20 protein-coding genes are annotated in these 19,732 nt (G+C 64.6%); 8 read left to right on the top strand and 12 right to left on the bottom strand.

The window, feature by feature from the left end; genetic code table 11:
- Positions 1-7: 7 nt before the first annotated feature.
- Both H3H37_RS10665 and H3H37_RS10660 read right to left on the bottom strand, forming a co-directional pair.
- The gene (locus H3H37_RS10665) at positions 8-358 is read right to left on the bottom strand and encodes a RidA family protein (RefSeq protein WP_182162209.1); all 351 of its coding nucleotides are present in this window, start codon (positions 356-358) and stop codon (positions 8-10) included.
- A gap of 22 nt (positions 359-380) precedes the next feature.
- Positions 381-1,262: an alpha/beta fold hydrolase gene (locus H3H37_RS10660; protein ID WP_182162207.1), complete on the bottom strand. Its 882-nt coding sequence runs from the start codon at positions 1,260-1,262 to the stop codon at positions 381-383.
- Between the two features lie 168 nt (positions 1,263-1,430).
- Between H3H37_RS10660 and H3H37_RS10655 the strand changes: the two genes are divergently transcribed.
- Positions 1,431-2,225 (top strand): 3-hydroxybutyrate dehydrogenase, encoded by a 795-nt coding sequence (locus tag H3H37_RS10655; protein ID WP_182162205.1) that lies wholly within the window; start codon positions 1,431-1,433, stop codon positions 2,223-2,225.
- A gap of 228 nt (positions 2,226-2,453) precedes the next feature.
- Entirely contained in the window at positions 2,454-3,761 is a 1,308-nt protein-coding gene (locus H3H37_RS10650; protein ID WP_182162203.1) for a dicarboxylate/amino acid:cation symporter, read from the top strand.
- Positions 3,762-3,892: 131 nt separating this feature from the next.
- On the opposite strand, the gene H3H37_RS10645 is transcribed toward H3H37_RS10650, so the two are convergent.
- Complete coding sequence (locus tag H3H37_RS10645; RefSeq protein WP_182162201.1) at positions 3,893-4,543, bottom strand: CoA transferase subunit B; 651 nt, start codon at positions 4,541-4,543, stop codon at positions 3,893-3,895.
- Between the two features lie 33 nt (positions 4,544-4,576).
- Positions 4,577-5,272: a CoA transferase subunit A gene (locus tag H3H37_RS10640; RefSeq protein WP_182162199.1), complete on the bottom strand. Its 696-nt coding sequence runs from the start codon at positions 5,270-5,272 to the stop codon at positions 4,577-4,579.
- 161 nt (positions 5,273-5,433) lie between these two features.
- Between H3H37_RS10640 and H3H37_RS10635 the strand changes: the two genes are divergently transcribed.
- Complete coding sequence (locus H3H37_RS10635) at positions 5,434-5,997, top strand: PAS and helix-turn-helix domain-containing protein (RefSeq protein WP_182162197.1); 564 nt, start codon at positions 5,434-5,436, stop codon at positions 5,995-5,997.
- 75 nt (positions 5,998-6,072) lie between these two features.
- Here H3H37_RS10635 and H3H37_RS10630 read toward each other — a convergent pair whose 3' ends face one another.
- Positions 6,073-6,849 carry an SDR family oxidoreductase gene (locus H3H37_RS10630; protein WP_182162195.1) on the bottom strand — a complete coding sequence of 259 codons (777 nt, stop codon included), beginning with the start codon at positions 6,847-6,849 and terminating at the stop codon, positions 6,073-6,075.
- Positions 6,850-7,084: 235 nt separating this feature from the next.
- On the opposite strand from H3H37_RS10630, the gene H3H37_RS10625 reads away from it, so the two are divergent.
- The 3 genes from H3H37_RS10625 (at position 7,085) to H3H37_RS10615 (ending at position 10,863) form a co-directional block, all read left to right on the top strand.
- A complete protein-coding gene (locus H3H37_RS10625; RefSeq protein ID WP_375539996.1) occupies positions 7,085-8,713 on the top strand; it encodes an electron transfer flavoprotein-ubiquinone oxidoreductase in 1,629 nt (542 codons plus the stop codon).
- Between the two features lie 252 nt (positions 8,714-8,965).
- A complete protein-coding gene (locus H3H37_RS10620; RefSeq protein ID WP_182162191.1) occupies positions 8,966-9,844 on the top strand; it encodes a flagellin N-terminal helical domain-containing protein in 879 nt (292 codons plus the stop codon).
- Positions 9,845-9,942: 98 nt separating this feature from the next.
- Entirely contained in the window at positions 9,943-10,863 is a 921-nt protein-coding gene (locus tag H3H37_RS10615) for a hypothetical protein (protein WP_182162189.1), read from the top strand.
- A 93-nt stretch (positions 10,864-10,956) separates the two neighbouring features.
- Here H3H37_RS10615 and H3H37_RS10610 read toward each other — a convergent pair whose 3' ends face one another.
- The 7 genes from H3H37_RS10610 to H3H37_RS10580 are packed head-to-tail and all read right to left on the bottom strand — an operon-like array spanning position 10,957 to position 17,270.
- A complete protein-coding gene (locus H3H37_RS10610) occupies positions 10,957-13,044 on the bottom strand; it encodes a flagellar biosynthesis protein FlhA (protein ID WP_182162187.1) in 2,088 nt (695 codons plus the stop codon).
- On the bottom strand, positions 13,041-14,180 hold the full coding sequence (locus tag H3H37_RS10605; protein ID WP_182162185.1) for an EscU/YscU/HrcU family type III secretion system export apparatus switch protein: 1,140 nt from the start codon (positions 14,178-14,180) through the stop codon (positions 13,041-13,043). Before H3H37_RS10605 ends, H3H37_RS10610 begins: the two co-directional genes overlap by 4 nt.
- Positions 14,173-14,955: a flagellar biosynthetic protein FliR gene (locus tag H3H37_RS10600; protein WP_182162183.1), complete on the bottom strand. Its 783-nt coding sequence runs from the start codon at positions 14,953-14,955 to the stop codon at positions 14,173-14,175. The genes H3H37_RS10605 and H3H37_RS10600 overlap by 8 nt, the downstream gene beginning before the upstream one ends.
- A 16-nt stretch (positions 14,956-14,971) precedes the next feature.
- Positions 14,972-15,244, bottom strand: coding sequence for a flagellar biosynthesis protein FliQ (fliQ, locus tag H3H37_RS10595; protein WP_182154793.1), 273 nt, complete (start codon positions 15,242-15,244; stop codon positions 14,972-14,974).
- A gap of 12 nt (positions 15,245-15,256) precedes the next feature.
- Complete coding sequence (gene fliP, locus H3H37_RS10590; RefSeq protein ID WP_182162180.1) at positions 15,257-16,036, bottom strand: flagellar type III secretion system pore protein FliP; 780 nt, start codon at positions 16,034-16,036, stop codon at positions 15,257-15,259.
- Entirely contained in the window at positions 16,033-16,407 is a 375-nt protein-coding gene (locus tag H3H37_RS10585; RefSeq protein WP_182162639.1) for a FliM/FliN family flagellar motor switch protein, read from the bottom strand. Before H3H37_RS10585 ends, fliP begins: the two co-directional genes overlap by 4 nt.
- A gap of 2 nt (positions 16,408-16,409) precedes the next feature.
- The gene (locus H3H37_RS10580; protein ID WP_182162178.1) at positions 16,410-17,270 is read right to left on the bottom strand and encodes a FliM/FliN family flagellar motor switch protein; all 861 of its coding nucleotides are present in this window, start codon (positions 17,268-17,270) and stop codon (positions 16,410-16,412) included.
- Between the two features lie 602 nt (positions 17,271-17,872).
- Here H3H37_RS10580 and fliE point away from each other — a divergent pair.
- Positions 17,873-18,217, top strand: a complete 345-nt coding sequence (fliE, locus tag H3H37_RS10575; protein WP_182162176.1) for a flagellar hook-basal body complex protein FliE — start codon at positions 17,873-17,875, stop codon at positions 18,215-18,217.
- An 18-nt stretch (positions 18,218-18,235) separates the two neighbouring features.
- Positions 18,236-19,732 (top strand): flagellar basal-body MS-ring/collar protein FliF (fliF, locus tag H3H37_RS10570; RefSeq protein WP_182162174.1); only part of this gene is annotated, 1,497 nt, incomplete at its 3' end.

Genomic DNA, 19,732 nt, shown 5'->3' with positions numbered 1-19,732 from the left:
ATGCCGCCTAACGCACTGCGGCGACGACGACCACTTCCACCAGCCAGGCCGGGTCGGCCAGTTGCGCCTGCACGGTGGCGCGTGGCGGCGTGTGGCCATGGGCCACCCAGGCGTCCCACTCCTCGTTCATGCCGGCGAAGTTGGCCAGGTCGCTCAGGTAGATCTGGCAGCTCAGGATGCAGGTCTTGTCGCTGCCGGCCTCGTCCAGCAAGCGGTCGATATGGCCCAGCACTTCGCGCATCTGGCCGTTGATGTCCTGCGTCTTGTCGTCCGCCACCTGGCCGGCCAGGTAGACGGTGTTGTTGTGGATCGCCACTTCGGACAGGCGTTTGCCCACATGCAGTCGTTTGATTTCCATGATTCTCGGTTCTTGTTGCAGGTTATTTGTTCAGTAAGAATTGCTTGACGATGGCGATCTGGTCATCGTGCACGAAGGTGGGCGCGTGGCCCACGCCCGGCACTTCCACCAGCGTGGCGCGCGGGCCGCGCTGCGTCATGATCTCGGCCGTGGCGCGCGACAGCAGGTCCGATTCGCCGCCACGGATCAGCAGGGTCGGGCAAGTGATTGCGTCGTAGGAGTTCCACAGCATCGCCTGGTCGGCCGCCACCGATTCGGGCGTGGCGGAACGGAACGGCTGGGCCAGGCCCATGTCGTAATGGCGCACCCACATGCCATCCTTGTCCTGGCGCAGCACGTCGGCCGCCAGCTTGTGCCACTCGGCCTCGGTGTGCGGGCCAAAGGTGAGCGAGACGTCGCGCACGAAGCGCGCGCCATCCTCGAACGTGGGGAAGCGCAAATCCTGGCCGATGTAGTCGCCGATGCGCTGCAGGGCCGGCGCTTCCAGCGAGGGGCCGATGTCGTTCAGGATCAGGCGGCCGATGGGGTTGCCCGGCAGCGAAGCCAGGCCCAGGCCGATCAGGCCGCCCATCGAGGTGCCGAACCAGTCCACGCTCTGGCGCTCGTTATTGGCCAGCACGCGGGCCAGCAGCGTGACCATGTCGCTCACGTACTGGGGAATCACATACAGCTGCGGATTGCGCAGCCGGCCCGAACGGCCGCGGCCCACCACGTCGGGGCAGATCACACGATAGTCGGCGGCCAGCGCGCGCGCCATGGCGTCGAAGTCGTCCGACACCCGGGTCACGCCGTGCACGCACACCAGCACGTTCGGATTGTCCGCCGCGCCCCATTCCTTGTACGCCATGTGATGCAGGCCGGCCATGGACAGGCACTGAACAGACTTCAATTTTGCTTCGAACATGCCACTTCCTTGTCAAATGCGGATTCGTTTCCAAATACCGCAGGTGGATTTTTATGTAATGATGACGGCAGATCACATTTTACCGGGCGTTGCGCTAAAAATCTTACCGCAGTGTAGCGCAGCATGCTCCAGACCACCAACCCGCGAACTTTTATCACAGAGGACATCATGGCAAGCACACTCCTGGCAGGCAAAACCGCACTGGTCACCGGCTCCACCTCCGGCATCGGCCTGGGCATGGCGCGCGCGCTGGCCGCGGAAGGCGCCAACATCGTATTCAACGGTTTCGGCGACGCGGCCGAGATCGACAAACTGCAGGCCGACGTGGCCCGCGAATTCCAGATCAAGACGGCCTACCACAACGCCGACATGTCGAAACCGGCCGAAATCGAAGCCATGATGGCGTTCGCGGCCGACAAGTTCGGCGGCGTGGACGTGCTGGTTAACAATGCCGGCATCCAGTATGTGGCCAAGGTCGAGGACTTCCCGGTCGAGAAATGGGACGCCATCATCGCCATCAACCTGACCTCGGCCTTCCACACCACGCGCCTGGCGCTGCCGGGCATGCGCGCGAAAAACTGGGGCCGCATCATCAACCTGGCCTCGGTGCACGGCCTGGTGGGCTCGGAGCAGAAATCGGCCTACGTGGCGGCCAAGCACGGCCTGCTGGGCCTGACCAAGGTGACGGCGCTGGAGACGGCCACCACCGGCATCACCGTCAACGCCATCTGCCCGGGCTGGGTGCTGACCCCGCTGGTGCAGAAGCAGGTCGACGCGCGCGCCGCCAAGGATGGCCTGAGCAACGAGGACGCCAAGCGCGCGCTGCTGGCCGACAAGCAGCCGTCGGGCGAATTCGTCACCCCCGAGGAACTGGGCGCGATGGCCGTGTTCCTGTGCAGCGACGCGGCGCGCCAGGTGCGCGGCGCGACCTGGAATATGGATGGCGGCTGGGTGGCCCAGTAAGCCGCCGCAACAGGGCGCAAGCCCTGGCGCAGCGAGGGCCAGGCCGGCGCGCCTGGCCCTGGTGTGACTTTCCCGCCGCCGCCCACCGATTTCCCCCACCGTGGCAGCCACGCCACAGCCCGCCCTCCCCCAGTTATCACCGCGCTGATTTGCGGTTAACCACAATAGTGATAACTGAACCTTTCATCCATCATGGAATCCTCAAATTACCCGCCACGAGGAGTCACCGTGAAAAAGCCGTTTTATAAAATACTATACGTGCAGGTGCTGTTTGCGATCGCCTGCGGCGTGTTGCTGGGCTACTTCCTGCCCGCCAACGCCGTCGCTATGAAGCCGCTGGGAGACGGCTTCATCAAGCTGATCAAGATGATCATCGCCCCGGTGATCTTCTGCACCGTCGTGTCCGGGATCGCCGGCATGCAGGACGTCAAGAAAGTGGGCCGCGTGGGCGGCAAGGCGCTGCTGTACTTCGAGGTGGTGTCCACCTTCGCCCTCGTGATCGGCCTGTTCGTGGCCAACATCCTGCGCCCGGGCGCCGGCTTCAACGCCGACCCCGCCACGCTCGACACCAAGGCCATCGCGGAATTCACCACCAAGGCCAAGTCGCAGTCGACCGTCGACTTCATCATGAACATCATCCCCAACACGCTGGTCGATGCGTTCGCCAAGGGTGAGATCCTGCAAGTGCTGCTGGTGGCCATCCTGTTCGGCTTCGCGCTGTCCATCATGGGCGAAAAGGGCAAGGCCGTGACCCGCCTGATCGACGAGATCGCCACGGCCATCTTCGGCATGGTCAACATCATCATGAAAGTCGCCCCTATTGGTGCGTTTGGCGCCATGGCCTTCACCATCGGCAAATACGGCATCGCCTCGCTGCTGCCGCTGGCCAAGCTGATGGGTTCGTTCTACCTCACTTGCGGCCTGTTCGTGTTCATCGTGCTCGGCACGGTGGCCAAGCTGACCGGTTTCTCGATCGGCCGCTTCATCCTCTACATCAAGGAAGAACTGCTGATCGTGCTGGGCACCTCCTCGTCAGAAAGCGCCCTGCCCTCGCTGATGACCAAGCTGGAAAAACTGGGCTGCTCCAAGTCCGTGGTCGGCCTGGTGGTTCCCACCGGCTACTCGTTCAACCTGGACGGTACCAATATTTACATGACGATGGCGGCCCTGTTCGTGGCCCAGGCCACCAACACCGACCTGACCCTGATGCAGGAACTGACCATCCTCGGCGTGGCCATGCTGACCTCGAAAGGCGCGTCCGGCATCACCGGCGCCGGCTTCATCACCCTGGCCGCCACGCTGGCCGTGGTGCCCACCATCCCGGTGGCCGGCATGGCGCTGATCCTGGGCATCGACCGCTTCATGAGCGAATGCCGCGCCCTGACCAACTTCGTGGGCAATGGCGTGGCCGCCGTGGTGGTGTCGAACTGGGAAAAAGAACTGGACCATGACCGCCTGAAAGCGGAACTGGCCAACCCCGGTTCGGCCGCCTACCCCGCCTATGGCGAAGACGGCGTGAAAGTCGCCCAGCACTGATCCTCCGCCGCTTCAACGGCATGGCCCCGCACCGCAAGGTGTGGGGCCTTTTTATTGGGCAATTTCCCAACGCAGAAAACAACACGGCGCGCCCAGGGCGCGCCGTGTTGTTTTCCTTCCTGCCAGACCGCTTACACGGCCGACATATCCAGCTCCACGCCCGTCGCGGCCTGGATCTGCTCCTTGGTGACGCCAGGCGCCAGTTCGGTCAGCTTCAAGCCCTTGCTGGTCACTTCCATCACGCCCAGGTCGGTGATGATCAGGTCGACCACGCCCACGCCCGTCAGCGGCAGGTCGCAATGCTTGAGCAGCTTGTGCGAGGTGCTGCCGTCCTTGGCCGTGGCCACGTGTTCCATCAGCACCACGACGCGCTTGACGCCGGCCACCAGGTCCATCGCCCCGCCCATGCCCTTGACCATCTTGCCTGGAATCATCCAGTTGGCCAGGTCGCCATGTTCGGACACTTGCATCGCGCCCAGGATGGCCAGGTTGATCTTGCCGCCGCGGATCATGCCGAACGAGTCGGCCGAGCTGAAGTAGGCCGCGCCGGGCAAGGCCGTCACGGTCTGCTTGCCGGCGTTGATCAGGTCGGCGTCCACTTCCGCGTCGGTCGGGAACGGACCGATGCCCAGCAAGCCGTTTTCCGATTGCAGGAACACTTCGATATTGCTGGGCACGTAGTTGGCCACCAGCGTGGGCAGGCCGATGCCCAGGTTCACGTAAAATCCGTCCTGCAATTCCTTCGCCGCGCGCGCGGCCATTTCGTCACGAGTCCATGCCATAGTAATCTCCGTCTTGTTGTGGTGGCGCGCGCATCAGGCGCGCACGGTGCGCTGTTCGATGCGTTTTTCCGGCGTCGCGTTGACGACGATGCGGTGCACGAAAATGCTGGGCAGATGCACCTGGTCCGGGTCGATCTCACCCGTCTCCACCAGTTGCTCCACTTCCACCACGGTGATCTTGCCGGCCATGGCCACGTTGGGGTTGAAGTTGCGGGCCGTCTTGCGGAAGATCAGGTTGCCGGCCTTGTCGGCCTTCCACGCCTTGACCAGCGACACATCGGCCACCAGGCTGCGTTCCATCACATAGGTCTCGCCGTCGAATTCACGGATTTCCTTGCCTTCGGCCACGATCGTGCCCACGCCGGTCTTGGTGAAGAAGGCCGGGATGCCGGCGCCGCCGGCGCGCAGCTTCTCGGCCAGCGTGCCCTGCGGGGTGAATTCCAGTTCCAGTTCGCCGGCCAGGTACTGGCGCGCGAATTCCTTGTTCTCGCCCACGTAGGACGAGATCATCTTGCGGATCTGGCGCGTCTCGAGCAGCTGGCCCAGGCCGAAACCGTCCACGCCGGCGTTGTTGGAAATGGCCGTCAGGCCTTTCACGCCGGAATCGCGCAGCGCGCCGATCAGGGCTTCGGGAATGCCGCACAGGCCGAAGCCGCCGACGGCGATGGTTTGACCATCCTGGACGATACCGGCCAGGGCGGCGGCGGCATCGGGATAAACTTTATTCATACGTGTCCCTTTTCTTTTGATAAGCTGTGTCGCTCGCTGTAGTGTGCGAAGAGCGTATGGAGCATAGAATACGCCCTTCAAAAGCACAATACCGTAGAACTACCGGCGCGCCGTGCTCCTTTTTACCCTGTCTGGATACCATCCGAGTTGATACGCCCCACATGAACGTACCGCCCGCCATCGACTACGAAACGATCTTCCTGCACGCGCCGGTCGGCATGTGCATTTCCGAGAACCGCGTGATCCAGGCCTGCAACGAGGCGCTGGCCGCCATGTTCGGCTATACGCGCGAAGCGCTGCAAGGCTTGTCGTTCCGCGCCCTGTATCCGACCATGGATGAATTCCTGCGCACGGGCGACCGCATCATCCCCATCATGAACGCCAGGGGCCGTTATTCGGACGAGCGCATCATGCGCCGCGCCAACGATGAGCTGTTCTGGTGCCACGTGACGGGCCACGCGCTCAAGCCCAACGAACCGCTGGGGCCGGGCATCTGGACGTTCGAGGATGTGAGCGAGAAGCGGCCGGTGACGGCAGAGCTGACGGCGCGCGAGCGGGAAATCGCGGCCCTGCTGGTCGAAGGCAAGACCAGCAAGGTCATCGCGCGCCAGGTCGACCTGAGCCCGCGCACGGTGGAGATGCACCGCGCCAAGCTGATGCGCAAGTTCGGCGCGGCCACCTCGTCGGAGCTGGTGCACAAGCTGGTGGGCTTGCAGCAAGCCTAGCCCGCAAGAAAAACCGGGGTCAGGTCATGCCATCGCACAACATGCGCGAAGGCATGACCTGACCCCGGTTGTTGATTACATGGCCAGCATGCCGTCGTCGGCCGAGATGATGGCGCCGTTGATGAAGTGCGACTCGTCGCCGGCCAGCAGCAGCATCAGGCCGTCGAGGTCTTCGGGCTTGCCGGGGCGCTTGCGCGGCAGCATGTTGATCAGCTTCTGGCCCTGCTCGCTGGCGAAATAATCCTCGTTGATCTCGGTCGAGATGTAGCCGGGACAGATGGCGTTGGTGTTGATGCCGTACTTGCCCCATTCCACCGCCATGGCCTTGGTCATCTGCACCACGCCGGCCTTGCTCATGCAGTACACGCCGATCTGCGGCAGCACCCGCAAGCCGGCCACGGAGGCGATGTTGATGATGCGGTGTTGTTTTTTTGGATCACCCTTGGCGCGCGCGATCATGCGCTTGGCCGTCTGCTGGGCCACGAAAAACGCGCCGCGCAAGTTGGTGTCCATGATGAAGGCGTAGTCTTCCGGCGTCACGTCGACCAGCCGTTGCGTGGTCGATACACCCGAATTATTGACCAGGATGTCGATCGGCCCCGCTTCCGTCTCGGCGTGGGCGATGGCCGATTTGATGCTGGCGTAATCGGTCACGTCCAGGCTCACGACGTGGGCCGCGCCGCCGTCGGCCTCGATCTCGGCCCGCAATTCCTTGAGCCGCTCGGTACGGCGCGAGGCTAGCACGACCTGGGCGCCGGCCTGGGCCAGCACCTTGGCGAAACGCGCGCCCAGGCCACTGGAGGCGCCGGTGATCAGCGCGATTTTTCCCTCAAAATTGACTTCAATACCCACGAGCTGCTCCCTGTGTTTGGTGGTGTCGGACTGCGTCCACAGTCCAGGCGTAATCATTACACAAATTGCCAGTATTAGATTGCAGCATCTAATAATGTGCCTCAAAATGTCGCCGGCGTTGCATTCGGCAGCAAAAAGAAGCACACTCGTGCTAAAATTTTCTCTCTCCTCCTCATAAGAACAGACCATGACCCAGCCCCAAACCCTAGTTGAACAGTACGGCCCACGCGATGCGATGGAGTATGACGTCGTGATCGTCGGCGGCGGCCCTGCCGGCTTGTCGGCCGCCATCAAGATCAAGCAGATGGCTGCGGAAAAAGGCCAGGAAGTGTCCGTCGTCGTGCTGGAAAAAGGCGGCGAACTGGGCGCGCACATCCTGTCGGGCGCCGTGATGGACCCGAAAGCGCTGACCGAGCTGATCCCCAACTGGAAGGAACTGGGCGCCCCCCTCAACACCGAGGTGACGGAAGACCGCGTGCTGTTCCTGACCGAAAAGAAAGCCTACAAGACGCCCAACTTCGCGCTGCCGGCCTGCTTCGAGAACCATGGCAACTACGTGATCTCGCTCGGCAACGTGGTGCGCTGGCTGGGTCAGCAGGCCGAGTCGCTGGGCGTGGAAATCTTCCCCGGCTTCGCCGCCGCCGAAGTGCTGTACAACGATGATGGCTCCGTCAAGGGCGTGGCCACCGGCAACATGGGCGTCAAGCGCGACGGCGAAGCCGGCCCTGACTTCCAGCTGGGCATGGAACTGCACGGCAAGTACACGCTGTTCGCCGAAGGTGCGCGCGGCCACCTGGGCAAGCAGCTGATGGCCAAGTTCGACCTGAACAAGGGCAAGGACCCGCAATCGTACGGCATCGGCATCAAGGAACTGTGGGAAATCGACCCGGCCAAGCACCAGCCCGGCCTGGTGATCCACACCACCGGCTGGCCGCTCGACAGCAAAACCTACGGCGGCTCCTTCCTGTACCACCTGGAAAACAACCAGGTCATGGTCGGCTACGTGGTCGGCCTGAACTACGCCAACCCCTACCTGTCGCCGTACGAGGAATTCCAGCGCTACAAGACCCACCCGGCCATCCGCGGCTTCTTCGAAGGCGGCAAGCGCATTTCCTACGGCGCCCGCGCGATCACGGCCGGCGGCCTGCAATCGCTGCCCAAGCTGGTGTTCCCGGGCGGCGCACTGATCGGTTGCGACGCCGGCTTCCTGAACATGAGCCGCATCAAGGGTTCGCACGCGGCCATCAAGTCCGGCATGCTGGCGGCCGAATCCGTGTTCGCGGCGCTGGGCGAGAACCGCCAGCACGACGAGCTGGTCAGCTACCCGGTCGCCTTCGAGCAGTCGTGGCTGCATGAAGAGCTGCACGTGGCCCGCAACGTCAAGCCTTACCTGAACATGGGCCTGTACGTGGGCGCCCTGATGACCGGCATCGACCAGATCGTGTTCCGTGGCAAGGCGCCGTGGACGCTGCACCACAGCCACGCCGACCACGAATGCCTGAAGCCGGCCACCGACTTCGCGCCGATCAACTATCCCAAGCCGGACGGCAAGCTGACCTTCGACCGCCTGTCGTCGGTGTTCATTTCCAACACCAACCATGCGGAAGATCAACCGATCCACCTGACGCTGAAGAACGCCAGCGTGCCGGTGGACGTCAACCTGCGCAAATATGCCGGTCCGGAATCGCGCTACTGCCCGGCCGGCGTGTATGAATTCGTCAAGACCGACGAAGGCCAGGACCGCCTGCAGATCAACGCCCAGAACTGCGTGCACTGCAAGACCTGCGACATCAAGGACCCGACCCAGAACATCGTCTGGATCACGCCGGAAGGCGGCGGCGGCCCCAACTATCCGAACATGTAAGCGGCATAGTTACCAAAAAGACAGCGCGGCGTGCTTGCACCCCGCGCTGTTTTTTTCCGCCGCGAGCGGCCGAAAGCGCCCATAATCGCGGGGTGGAGAGGCGCTGGCGGTGCGCTGCGGCGCCGGTTACAAATATTTTTCAAAAAATTTCCACATGGAATTTAATGTCCCATCCGAAACGGTCGTCTTGTACTTAGGAGAGCACAAAGAGTCCGATGCTCCGAACTGAATCCACCTACCAGGAGTAATTTCATGCTGAGCCTTCACACCAACGCCGCGGCCCTTTCCGCCCAGAACTCGATCACCCGCACCCAGGGTAGCCTGTCGACGTCGCAGACCCGCCTGAGCACCGGCTATCGCATCAACTCGGCAATGGACGACGCCGCTGGCCTGCAGATCGCCACCCGTCTGAAAGCCCAGACCAGCGGTATGGCAGTGGCCATGCGCAACACCCAGAACTCGATCTCGATGCTGCAAACGGGCGAAGGCGCACTGGACGAGACCACCAACATCCTGATGCGCATGAAAGACCTGGCCACCCAGGCAGCCGACGGTTCGTCGACCACCAACGACCAGACCGCGATGCAAGCTGAATTCGACTCGCTGACGAGCGAACTGAGCAACATCATGACCAACACCAAGTTCGGCGGCACCGCCCTGCTGACCAACGGCACCGGCAAACTGGCCACCGCTGTCGACTTCCAGATCGGCGCCGGCTCGTCCGAGAAAATGAGCGGTGACGTGACCACCGAACTGACCCAGGTGCACACCGACCTGGCCGCCGCCACCACCGAATACGACGGCGCCACCGGCGTCGCCTCGACCGGCGGCACGGAAATCAAGACCGGCGCGGCTGCCAACGCCACCATCGACAAACTGGCCACCGCCATCGACTCCGTCGGCGCGCTGCGTTCGAAGCTGGGTGCGATCTCGAACCGCCTGGACCACGTCTACAACAACTTGTCGAACATCTCGACCAACACCAAGGCTGCAACCGGCCGTATCATGGACACCGACTTCGCGACCGAATCGTCGAACATGACCTCGAGCCAGATGCTGCTGCAAGCCGGTACCGCGATGCTGAAGCAGTCGAACAGCACCTCGTCGCTGGTGATGTCCCTGCTGCAGTAATCGTAGCGCCGCCCTGCCCGCCTCGCGGGCAGGCGCAACAGGAGCCAACCGGCGATCCGGTTGGCTTTTTTTTGGTCCGCTAGACCCGAGTTAGCACGATGGCATTTGACCGTATCGGCCCCACCACCGCACCGCTGAGCGTGCCCGACCGCCCCACCCCGCTGCCGCAGTCGCAGACGGGCGCGACCAGCGGCGGCGACGGCGGCGGCGACTATCCGCTGGCGCCCGTCACGCCGGCCGCGGTCGAATTGCTGACCGACACGGCGGAAAGCCTGCCGCTGCCGCGCGCCGGGCTCGACACCCTGGCCGCCCAGCTGGCGGCCGACACCCCGAACGCGGCCGATCCGGCCGCCATGCATCCCAACCAGGTGTTCCTGTCGCGCCAGCTGGTGTGGGCGCCGCCCGACACCGCCAGCCTGGCCAGTTCCTGGCTGGTCATGGTGCACACCTACGGCCAGCAGCGGGCCGCCCTGCAGGAGCAAGCCCAGGGACAGCATGTGCCCTCCAGCCTGTTCATGGCCGACCACACCCCGGCCGTGCTGCGCGAAGGCCGCGGCGCCGCGCCGCTGGTGACGGAACTGGAGCCATGGCGCTTCGCCGTCTATGCCTGGGGCGCGGAACAACTGGTGTTACGGGTGGTCAACCGCGATCAGGAACAGGACGACGACCATCCGCGCCGGCGCGCACCGCGCATCGCGCTGCGGCTGGAACTGATGTTGCCCGGCATCGGCCGGGTCGTGATCCAGATGGAACCGCTCAGTGGCGGCGTGGTGCTGGAAGTGGGGGCGCAGCAGAGTTCGGCCCTGCAGCACATGCGCGAAATGCTGCCGCAACTGGCCGCCACGGTCAGCCGGTCCGGCCTGACCATCATCCGCTGCCGCGTGATGCGGGAAATTCCACTGGCGGCCCAGCACTACCCCGAGCGCTCGCAGCTGGCCGCGCTCACCCCGGCCCTGTTCAAGGCCATGGCCGAAGTGGCCGTACTGCTATCCCACCCGCTGCCGCCGGACGAACTGTAAACCGGTCAACCGGGGTCAGGTCATACCATCAGGCAAGTTGCGTGCAACTTGCCTGATGGTATGACCTGACCCCGGTTGGGCGCCCTGCGGCGCCTAGCCCACCGTGCCGATGATGCTCACTTCACGGTTCTCGGGAATCTCGTTGTAGGACAACACGTGCAGGCCGGGCGCGAACAGGCGCGCGTAACGGGCCAGCAACGGCCGGATCTGCGGCAACACCAGCAGCAGTGGCGGCGTGGCCTGCTGTTTCATCTGCTCGCGCGCCACCGGCATGTTCACCTGCAGCTGGGCCAGCAGGTGCGGGTCGATCGGATAGTTGTCCAGCACCACCTTGCCGCCCTGGCGGGCCTGGTTCAGCGAGCCCAGCAGCATGTTCTCCAGCTCGCCGCCGAGGTTGAAGGCCTGCATCTCCGTCTTCTGCCCGAACAGGCCCGTGACGATCTGGCGCCGCAGCGCGCAGCGCACTTCGGCCGCCAGCAGGATGGGGTCCTTGGTGGTTTCGGAACTGTCGACCAGGGTGGTGGCGATCGGCACGATATCCTTGAGCGACACGTTCTCGGCCAGCAGCACGCGGAACACGCGCAGCAGCTGGGTATGGGTGAGCGCCTTGTCGAGCGCGCCCGCCAGCTTGGGCGACAGCGCCGTCAGCCGGTCCATCATGGCCGGCACGTCCTCGTGGCGGAACAGTTCCGGCAGGTATTCGCGGATCAGCTTGGACAGGTGGGTGGCGATCGCGCTGGGCGCCTCCACCACCTGGTAGCCCAGCCCCAGCGCGTTGGCCTTCTCGCCCTGCTCGATCCACGTGACGGGCATGCCGTAGGCCGGCTCCACGCCAGGGATGCCGTCGATCTGGCCGTACACATTGGGCGACGGGATCGCCATCAAGCGGTCCGGGAACACTTCGGCCTGGGCCACCACGCTGCCCGACAGCACCACCGCGTACTGCGACGGCTTCAGGCCCAGGTCGTCGCGCACGGTGATGGGCGGCAGCAGCAGGCCCATCGCTTCGGACAGGCTCTGGCGCACACCCTTGACGCGCTTGGCCAGCGGCTCGCCGTGGGCCTTGTCGATCAGGCTGACCAGCTTGTAGCCCAGCGTCACCTGCAGCGGCTGCACGGCAGGCAGGCTGTGCCAGTCGAGCTCGGCCACCTTCTCTTCGCGCAGCGCGGCCTCGATGGCGGCCAGCGCGTCCGTCTCCGGTTGCTTGACGCGCTGGCCGAGCCGGTAACCGACGTAGGCCAGCACGGCCGAGAACGTGAGGAACATGGCCCATGGCATGCCGGGCACCAGGGCCAGCACGAACATCATGCCGGCCGCCGACAGGATCACCGGCGGCGAGGCCAGCAGCTGGCTGCCGACCTGCTGTTCGAAGTCGCCGGCGTCGCTGATGCGGGTCACCAGGATGGCGGCGGCGGCCGACAGCAGCAGCGCCGGGATCTGGGCCACCAGGCCGTCACCGATCGTCAGCAGCGCGTACTGGCGGAAGGCGTCGCCGAAGCTGAGATCGTGCATCAGGGCGCCGATGGCCACCCCGCCCACCATGTTGATGATCAGGATCAGGATGCTGGCCACGGCGTCGCCGCGCACGAACTTGGAGGCGCCGTCCATGGCGCCGTAGAAGTCGGCCTCGGCCGCCACTTCGAGTCGGCGGGCCTGGGCTTTTTCCTGGTTGATCAGGCCGGCGTTGAGGTCGGCGTCGATCGCCATCTGCTTGCCGGGCAGCGCGTCCAGCGTGAAGCGGGCCGACACTTCCGAGATCCGCTCCGCGCCCTTGGTGACGACCACGAAGTTGATGATCATCAGGATCACGAACACCACCATGCCGACCACGAAGTTGCCGCCGATGACGACCTTGCCGAACGCCTCGATCACCAGGCCGGCCGCCGACGTGCCTTCATGGCCATGCAGCAGCACCACCCGCGTGGACGCCACGTTCAATGTCAGCCGCAGCATGGTGGTGGCCAGGATCACCGTCGGGAACACCGAGAAGTCCAGCGGCCGCCTTGCCGTCACGCTGACCAGGATCACGATCAGGGCCAGCACGATGTTGAAGGTGAACATGATGTCGAGCACCGTCGGCGGCAGCGGCAGCATGATCATGGCCAGCACCACCATCAGGAAGGCCGGGGTGGCGAACTTGTGGCGCCGCGCTTCGGCGACCAGGCGGTTCAGGAAATTCATGACGGGACAACCTCACTCATGGAAGGTGGCACGACCACCTCGTTGGGGAATGCTGGCTGGACGGCGCGCCGCCCAGTACGGAATGCCTGCAGTTGCAGCACGTAGTTCAACACCTGCGATACGGCCTGGTACAACTGCACCGGGATCTGCTGGTTGACCTGGCTGGTGTTGTAGATCGCGCGCGCCAGCGGCGGCAGCGGCAACACCTCGATCTTGAATTCGACGGCCAGCTGGCGGATGTAGAGCGCCATCTCGTCCACGCCCTTGGCCACCACGTAGGGCGCCTCGGCCTTGCTGGTGTCGTACTTCAGGGCCACGGCGTAGTGCTCGGGGTTGACGATCACCACGTCGGCCGTGGGCACCGTCTTGCGGGCGCTGCGCCGGGCCAGCTGGCGCTGCAACTGGCGGATGCGGTTCTTGACCTCGGGCCGGCCTTCGTTGCTCTTGTGCTCCTCCTTCATGTCCTGCTTGCTCATGCGCTGGTTGCGGGCGAAGAAATACGCCTGGGCCGGCACGTCGATCACGGCGAAGATGATAAACACGGACACCAGCGACATCAAGCCGTCCAGCATCAGGCTGGAGCCGGCCAGCATGGCCTGGCCCATGGCCATGTGTTCGAGCTGGGTGTAATCCTTGACCGTGGAGCGGGCCACGTGCACCAGCACCCAGATCAGCACGCTGGCCTTGCCGATCGACACCAGCAATTCAAAACCATGCTTGGCCGAGAACAGCCGGCCCAGGTTGGCGGCCGGGCTCAGGCGTTCAAGCTTCGGTTCCCAGTGGCTCATGCTGATCACCCAGCCGCCCGGCACCATGGCGCCCAGCACGATGAACAGCGGCACCACGAACAGCGGCAGCACCATCTGTACCAGCAGCCACATGGCTTCGCCGAACACCACCGACAAGGCATTGTCGATGGCGCCGGCGCTGCCCAGCGGCGCGAAGCCGAGCTGGAAGATCGCTTCGAACTGGCGAAAATACGACGGCAGCAGGTAGACGAACAGCTTCAGGCTGACCAGGATGCCGATCGCCGTCGACAGGTCGCGCGAGCGCACCACCTGCCCTTCCTGGCGCGACTTCTTCAGCTTCTGCTGTGACGCCTTTTCTGTTTTATCGCCGGTGCTCGATTCAGCCATGGCCCGCCGCCTGCATCTGTTGCCGTATCAATTCCAGTACCTGGCCCGTCATGCGCACATAGTGCTCGGGGATGAAGCGCACCACCTGGCCCAGCATCAGCAAGCCGAACAGGGTGATCACGGAGAAGCCCAGCGCGAACAGGTTGAGCGTGGGCGCCACCCGGTTCAGGAAACCGAAGCCCAGCTGCACCACCAGCGTCGAGAACACCACGGGCATGGCCAGCAGCATGGCGGCCGAGAAGATCCAGGCCGCGTTGTAGGCCACGCTTTGCAGCAGCAGCGGGCCGTAGCCATGGCCCAGCGGCCAGGCCTTGAAGCTTTGCCCGATCACGCCGGCCACCACCAGGTGGCCATCGATGGAAAAGAACACGATGATGGCCAGCACCGACAGCAGGGCCGACACCACGTCCGACGACTGGCCGTTCATGGGGTCGTTCATGACGGCCATGGAAAAGCCGACCTGCGACGACACCAGGAAACCGAGCACGCCGATCACCGACATGGCGAAGTGGAACGCCAGCCCCAGCACGCCGCCGATGATGGCTTGCTCGAACGTGGCCAGCACGCCCTGCAGCGACAGCGGGTCGATCACGGCCGCCCCTTGCGTGAGCGGCAGCATCAGGATCGCCAGCACCAGCGCGGCCAGGATGCGCACCGTGACGGGCGTGACGGCCTCGCCCAGCACCGGCACGGCCGTCAGCATGGCCAGCACGCGGCAGAATGGCCACCACAGCGCGTTGAGCATGGGCAGCAGCTGGTCCAGGAGGTGTTCCATCGGGCTTGCGGGGCGGCTAGCCGACCAGGGTGGCGGCGCGCTGGAAGATGGAGACGCAGAAATCCATCAGGTAGCCCGACATCCAGCGTCCCATGAGGATGATGGCCAGCAGCGTCACCAGGAGGCGCGGCAGGAAACTGAGGGTTTGCTCGTTGATCTGGGTGGCCGCCTGCACCAGCGCCACCAGCAAGCCCGTCACCAGGCCAGGCACCACCAGCAGCACCACCAGCAGCATCACGATGTGCAGCGCTTCCACGACCAGATCGACGGCGACTTCAGGAGTAAGCATGGGGTCCGCCTGTCAGTAAGCCTGGATGCTCGTCACGAGCGTGTTGACGGTCAGGGTCCAGCCATCGACCAGCACGAACAGCAGCAGCTTGAACGGCAGGGAAATGACCAGCGGCGACAGCATCATCATGCCCATCGCCATCAGCACCGACGACACCACCAGGTCGATCACGAGGAAGGGGATGAACAGCATGCAGCCGATCTGGAACGCCGTCTTCAGTTCCGACAGCACGAAGGCGGCCAGCTTGACGGTGAAGGCGTGCTCGGCCGGCGTGGCCACCTTGTCCTCGCCGGCCAGGTGGGCGATCTGGGCCAGCGCGGCCTTGCTGGTCTGGGCCAGCATGAAGCGCGACACGGGCTTTTCGGCGATCTTGAGCGCCTCCTCCAGGCCGATCTTGTCCTTGTCGTAGGGCACGAACGCTTCGGTCCACACCTGGTCGCCGATCGGGCGCATCACCAGCAGCGTGAGGATCAGGGCCACACCCGTGATGATGCGGTTGGGCAGGCCCTGCTGCAAACCGAGCGCCTGGCGCAGCAGCGACAGCACGATGACGAAGCGGGTGAAGCTGGTCATCATCATCACCATCACGGGCAGCAAGCCCAGCAAGGTCATGATGATCAGGATCTGGGTCTTGACCGTCAGTTCGGTCTTGGCCCCCGGCACCACATTGGCCAGCAGGTCAACGGCCTGGGCCGGCCCCCAGCAGCACAGCAGGAACAGCGACAAAGCGGCGGCCGCCAGCGGCCGGCGATGCCGGCGCGCCCGTTCCTGCCCCATCCGGCACCACGTCATGGCGCCATCATGTCGAGATTGAGTCCATCCAGGTCGATCACTTTGAGCCCGTAATTCTCGCCTGCCACCACCACTTCCGCGCGGCCGATGGCCGTGCCGTTGACCTTGATGACCAGCGGCTCGCCGGCCAGCACGTCCAGTTCCACCACGCTGTCGGGGCCGATGGCCATCAGCTCCTGCAGCGAGATGCGGGCCGAGCCGACTTCCAGCGTCAGCGTCACGGGGATCTTGCGCATCATCTGCGGCAAGTCGCGGCGCGGCTTGGGCTCGGGCACATCGTGCAGCTCGCCGCCGACCTGGTCGATGATCATCTCATCGGACAAATCCTCCAGCAGGGCATCGCTCGGGGTGTTGGCGTTCATATTCATCATGTTCATTCGACATCTTCAAAAGAGGTTAAGCAGAGTTTGCCCTTGTGCTCCGTTACGGCCGCCGTGAACAGGCGTGAATCGTCGAGCAGGACATCGGCTCGGTGCAGGCTGATCGGGATGATGTCGCCCACCTGCAGGTCGAACAGGCTGCCCAGCGCCACTTCCTTGCTCACCAGCCGGCCTTGCAGCCCCACTTGCAAACGCTGGGCCAGCGGCCCGGCGCTCTTGTTCTTCTTGGCCTGGTCCCGTTCGGGCAGCAGGCCGCGCAGCACGCTGGCCATCAGGCTCTTGTCGAGCGCGAACCAGAAACGGCCGCGGCTGGCCCCCTCGCCGTCGCCTTCGCTGACGGTGACGGTGATGATCCAGGTGCCCTTGGGCGGGTGGTTGCCCGTGGCCGGCTTGAATTCGTCGGCCGGCGCCAGCGCCGCCTTGTCCGACACCGGCAGGTTCAGCTCGATGCGCCCGGCCAGGGTGCCGGCCAGTTGTTGTCCCAGCACCACAGCGAGGCGCTCCTCGGTGGCCGTGACCCGCACCGCGCTCTCGTCGATGGGCGCGGCGGCCTCGCTCTTGTTGCGGCCATAGCGGAAGTTGAGCACGCTCAGCAGTACCTTGCGCTCGAGCGAGAAGGCGATGCTGCCGGCCGGCGCGGCGAAACTGAGCCAGCGGGTGCGCGGCTCATGTCCTTCGAGCCGGCTGAAGGCCACGTCCTCCACCTGGAACGCACCCCAGTAGCGGCGGTTCATGTTGAGCCGCATGGCCTGGGCCAGGTCGTCGCGCAACTGGGCCGCGAAGATGTGCAGCAAATGCACGGGCCGGCCCAGCAGGCAGGGGTCGAGCACTTGATACGGCGCAGTCTGTTTCATGGTCATCTTCTAGTGGTCTTGTCGGAGCACACCCATGCCGGCCTGCGGGCCGGCGCGCCCAGCCCGCTTTCCCCGGGGAAAACGGCTGTCAGGTATATCGTACTTTAAGTAGGACGATCTCGGTAGCATAGGATACATGATATTTCATAGTCTTTCCATAGATCAATATTTTAATCCGTCTGGGGGCTTTACAGGAAAGTTGCCGACGGGTAAGCTGGCGCAGCCTGTGCAAGGTAGCCGCAATTTCTCATCCATTACCGCGCATATTGGCGCTTGATGGATGATTTATAACGATATTTGCCTTGCAAGAATAGTTTCTACCCAAGAGAAACGGAATGACGGGCCGCCTGGCGCGGCGCCGCCGTTCCCTACGCAAAATCAAGGCGACGATCATGGCGGCCGGCAGCCGGTGCGGCCACCATGTCAGACTTTAACCGACGCACGCTTTCCAGCCGTCCGACGCGCGCGCGACACGGACGCCGGACGCGCAGCACGCCGGAGCTGAGCCCGTCCAACGGCCGCTCACTTGGTGCTTGCTGCCGGCAGGCATTCTGGCTATGGTAACGATGCGTGACTAACGTTGCACGAATGGAGGTGGCAAGATGAGTAACACGATCTCGACCCTGATCCAGGCCGACCTGGCGTCACTCACCAACGCGGCCGACCAACTGGCCCAGGCCACGATCGCCCCGGCCGCCCAGTTCGCCGGCGGCCACGCCCAGCCCACTTTCTCATTCGCCCAGACCATGCATGACGCGGTCGGCAAGGTCAACGACGACGACCGCCTGGCGGCCCAGCGCATGTCCGACGTGGACGCCGGCAAGAGCGACGACCTGGTCGGCGCCATGCTGGCCAGCCAGGAAGCGAGCCTGTCGTTCTCCATGTTGATGCAAGTGCGCAACAAGGTGATGGGCGCCGTCGACGAACTGATCAAACTCCCCCTGTAAGCCTGCGGAAGCCACAACGTGATCGACACTCTCAAGTCCGCCTTCGGGCGCTGGCGCGCCAACCCGGCGCCTGCCCTCCCCCCCACCCTGCTCAAGAACCTGTATCCGATGCTGCTGCTGGCCATCGGCATCACGGCCATGGTGCTGATGTACCTGTGGAGCGACCAGTCGTCCTACAAGCCCGTGTTCGGCGCCCACGAAAAGGTGGCCGCGTCCGACATGATGAGCGTGCTCGACACCGACCACATCCCCTACCGTTTGCATCCGGACAGCGGCCAGGTGCTGGTGCCCGGCAGCATGCTGGGCAAGGTGCGCATGCTGCTGGCGGCCAAGGGCGTGACGGCCCAGCTGCCGGCCGGGCTGGAACTGATGGACAAAAACGACCCGCTGGGCGTGTCGCAGTTCGTGCAGGACGTGCGCTTCCGGCGCGGCCTGGAAGGCGAACTGGCGCAGTCCATCATGACGCTGGACGCCATCGCCCACGCCCGCGTCCACCTGTCGATCGCCAAGTCGACCTCGTTCGTGTCGTCGGACGGCGAGAAATCGTCGGCCTCGGTGGTGGTGGCCGTCAAGCCCGGCCACACCATGTCGCCCGAAGCCATCGCCGCCGTCGTCAACATGGTGGCCGGCAGCGTGGCCAGCCTGAGCCCGCAGCGCGTGAGCCTGGTGGACCAGAACGGCAACCTGCTGTCCTCGCACGTGGACCTGAGCGAAGGCTACGACGCCACCAATTCTGGCGGCGAGAACGGCAAACGCTACCAGGACGACGTCAAGACCAACGTCAAGAACCTGCTGGGCCCCATCATTGGCGAGGATAATTTCCGCCTGTCCGTGTCGGCCGCCGTCGACAACGACAAGGTCGAGGAAACGGTGGAGAAATACGGCGCCGATCCCAAGGTCACCAGCGAAGCGATGCGCGAGGAGCAGGACCGCAACCGCCTCGTGATGGGCGTGCCGGGCACGCTGTCGAACCGGCCGCCGGTGGCCGCCGCCGACCCGGCCGCCGCCGCCAAGCCCGGCGACACCACCCCGCCCAACGATGGCACGGCCCACAAGAACGCCACCACGCGCCAGTACGCGTATGACCGCAGCATCATCCAGACCAAGCGCAGCCGTGGCCGCCTGCAAAAGCTGAGCGTGGCCGTGGTGCTGGCCCAGGCCGCCGCGCCCTTCCCCAAGACCGGCTGGAGCCCCGCCGAGATCGCCAACATCGACAAGATCCTGCGCAATGGCCTGGGCATCGACGCCGAACGCGGCGACCAGCTGGTGGTGTCGGCCATGAACTTCCCGCCCAAGGCGCCGCTGACGCCGTGGTGGCAGGAACGCGACAACGTGGTCGACTTCAGCTCGTGGATCCTGTACGCCGTCGGCGCCCTGCTCGGCTACCTGCTGCTGCTGCGCCCGCTGATGCGCTTGCTGACGGTGCGCCTGACGCCTAATCCGGCCACGGCCGTGCGCATCGCCGCCGAGCGCCGCATGGCCGAGGCCGCCGCTGCCCAGGCCGCCGCCCAGGCG

The sequence above is a fragment of the Rugamonas brunnea genome (assembly GCF_014042345.1).
Taxonomy (GTDB): Bacteria; Pseudomonadota; Gammaproteobacteria; order Burkholderiales; family Burkholderiaceae_D; genus Rugamonas; species Rugamonas brunnea.
The sequence above is the reverse complement of the archived record's forward strand: the minus strand, read 5'-3'. Positions and strand labels throughout refer to the sequence as shown.

Bases quoted from the DNA above. Each gene is read 5' to 3' on its own strand.
- H3H37_RS10665 (WP_182162209.1), bottom strand. From the start codon at position 358: ATGGAAATCAAACGACTGCATGTGGGCAAACGCCTGTCCGAAGTGGCG.
- H3H37_RS10660 (WP_182162207.1), bottom strand. From the start codon at position 1,262: ATGTTCGAAGCAAAATTGAAGTCTGTTCAGTGCCTGTCCATGGCCGGC.
- H3H37_RS10655 (WP_182162205.1), top strand. From the start codon at position 1,431: ATGGCAAGCACACTCCTGGCAGGCAAAACCGCACTGGTCACCGGCTCC.
- H3H37_RS10645 (WP_182162201.1), bottom strand. From the start codon at position 4,543: ATGGCATGGACTCGTGACGAAATGGCCGCGCGCGCGGCGAAGGAATTG.
- H3H37_RS10640 (WP_182162199.1), bottom strand. From the start codon at position 5,272: ATGAATAAAGTTTATCCCGATGCCGCCGCCGCCCTGGCCGGTATCGTC.
- H3H37_RS10635 (WP_182162197.1), top strand. From the start codon at position 5,434: ATGAACGTACCGCCCGCCATCGACTACGAAACGATCTTCCTGCACGCG.
- H3H37_RS10625 (WP_375539996.1), top strand. From the start codon at position 7,085: ATGGAGTATGACGTCGTGATCGTCGGCGGCGGCCCTGCCGGCTTGTCG.
- H3H37_RS10620 (WP_182162191.1), top strand. From the start codon at position 8,966: ATGCTGAGCCTTCACACCAACGCCGCGGCCCTTTCCGCCCAGAACTCG.
- H3H37_RS10615 (WP_182162189.1), top strand. From the start codon at position 9,943: ATGGCATTTGACCGTATCGGCCCCACCACCGCACCGCTGAGCGTGCCC.
- H3H37_RS10610 (WP_182162187.1), bottom strand. From the start codon at position 13,044: ATGAATTTCCTGAACCGCCTGGTCGCCGAAGCGCGGCGCCACAAGTTC.
- H3H37_RS10605 (WP_182162185.1), bottom strand. From the start codon at position 14,180: ATGGCTGAATCGAGCACCGGCGATAAAACAGAAAAGGCGTCACAGCAG.
- H3H37_RS10600 (WP_182162183.1), bottom strand. From the start codon at position 14,955: ATGGAACACCTCCTGGACCAGCTGCTGCCCATGCTCAACGCGCTGTGG.
- fliQ (WP_182154793.1), bottom strand. From the start codon at position 15,244: ATGCTTACTCCTGAAGTCGCCGTCGATCTGGTCGTGGAAGCGCTGCAC.
- fliP (WP_182162180.1), bottom strand. From the start codon at position 16,036: ATGACGTGGTGCCGGATGGGGCAGGAACGGGCGCGCCGGCATCGCCGG.
- H3H37_RS10585 (WP_182162639.1), bottom strand. From the start codon at position 16,407: ATGATGAATATGAACGCCAACACCCCGAGCGATGCCCTGCTGGAGGAT.
- H3H37_RS10580 (WP_182162178.1), bottom strand. From the start codon at position 17,270: ATGAAACAGACTGCGCCGTATCAAGTGCTCGACCCCTGCCTGCTGGGC.
- fliE (WP_182162176.1), top strand. From the start codon at position 17,873: ATGAGTAACACGATCTCGACCCTGATCCAGGCCGACCTGGCGTCACTC.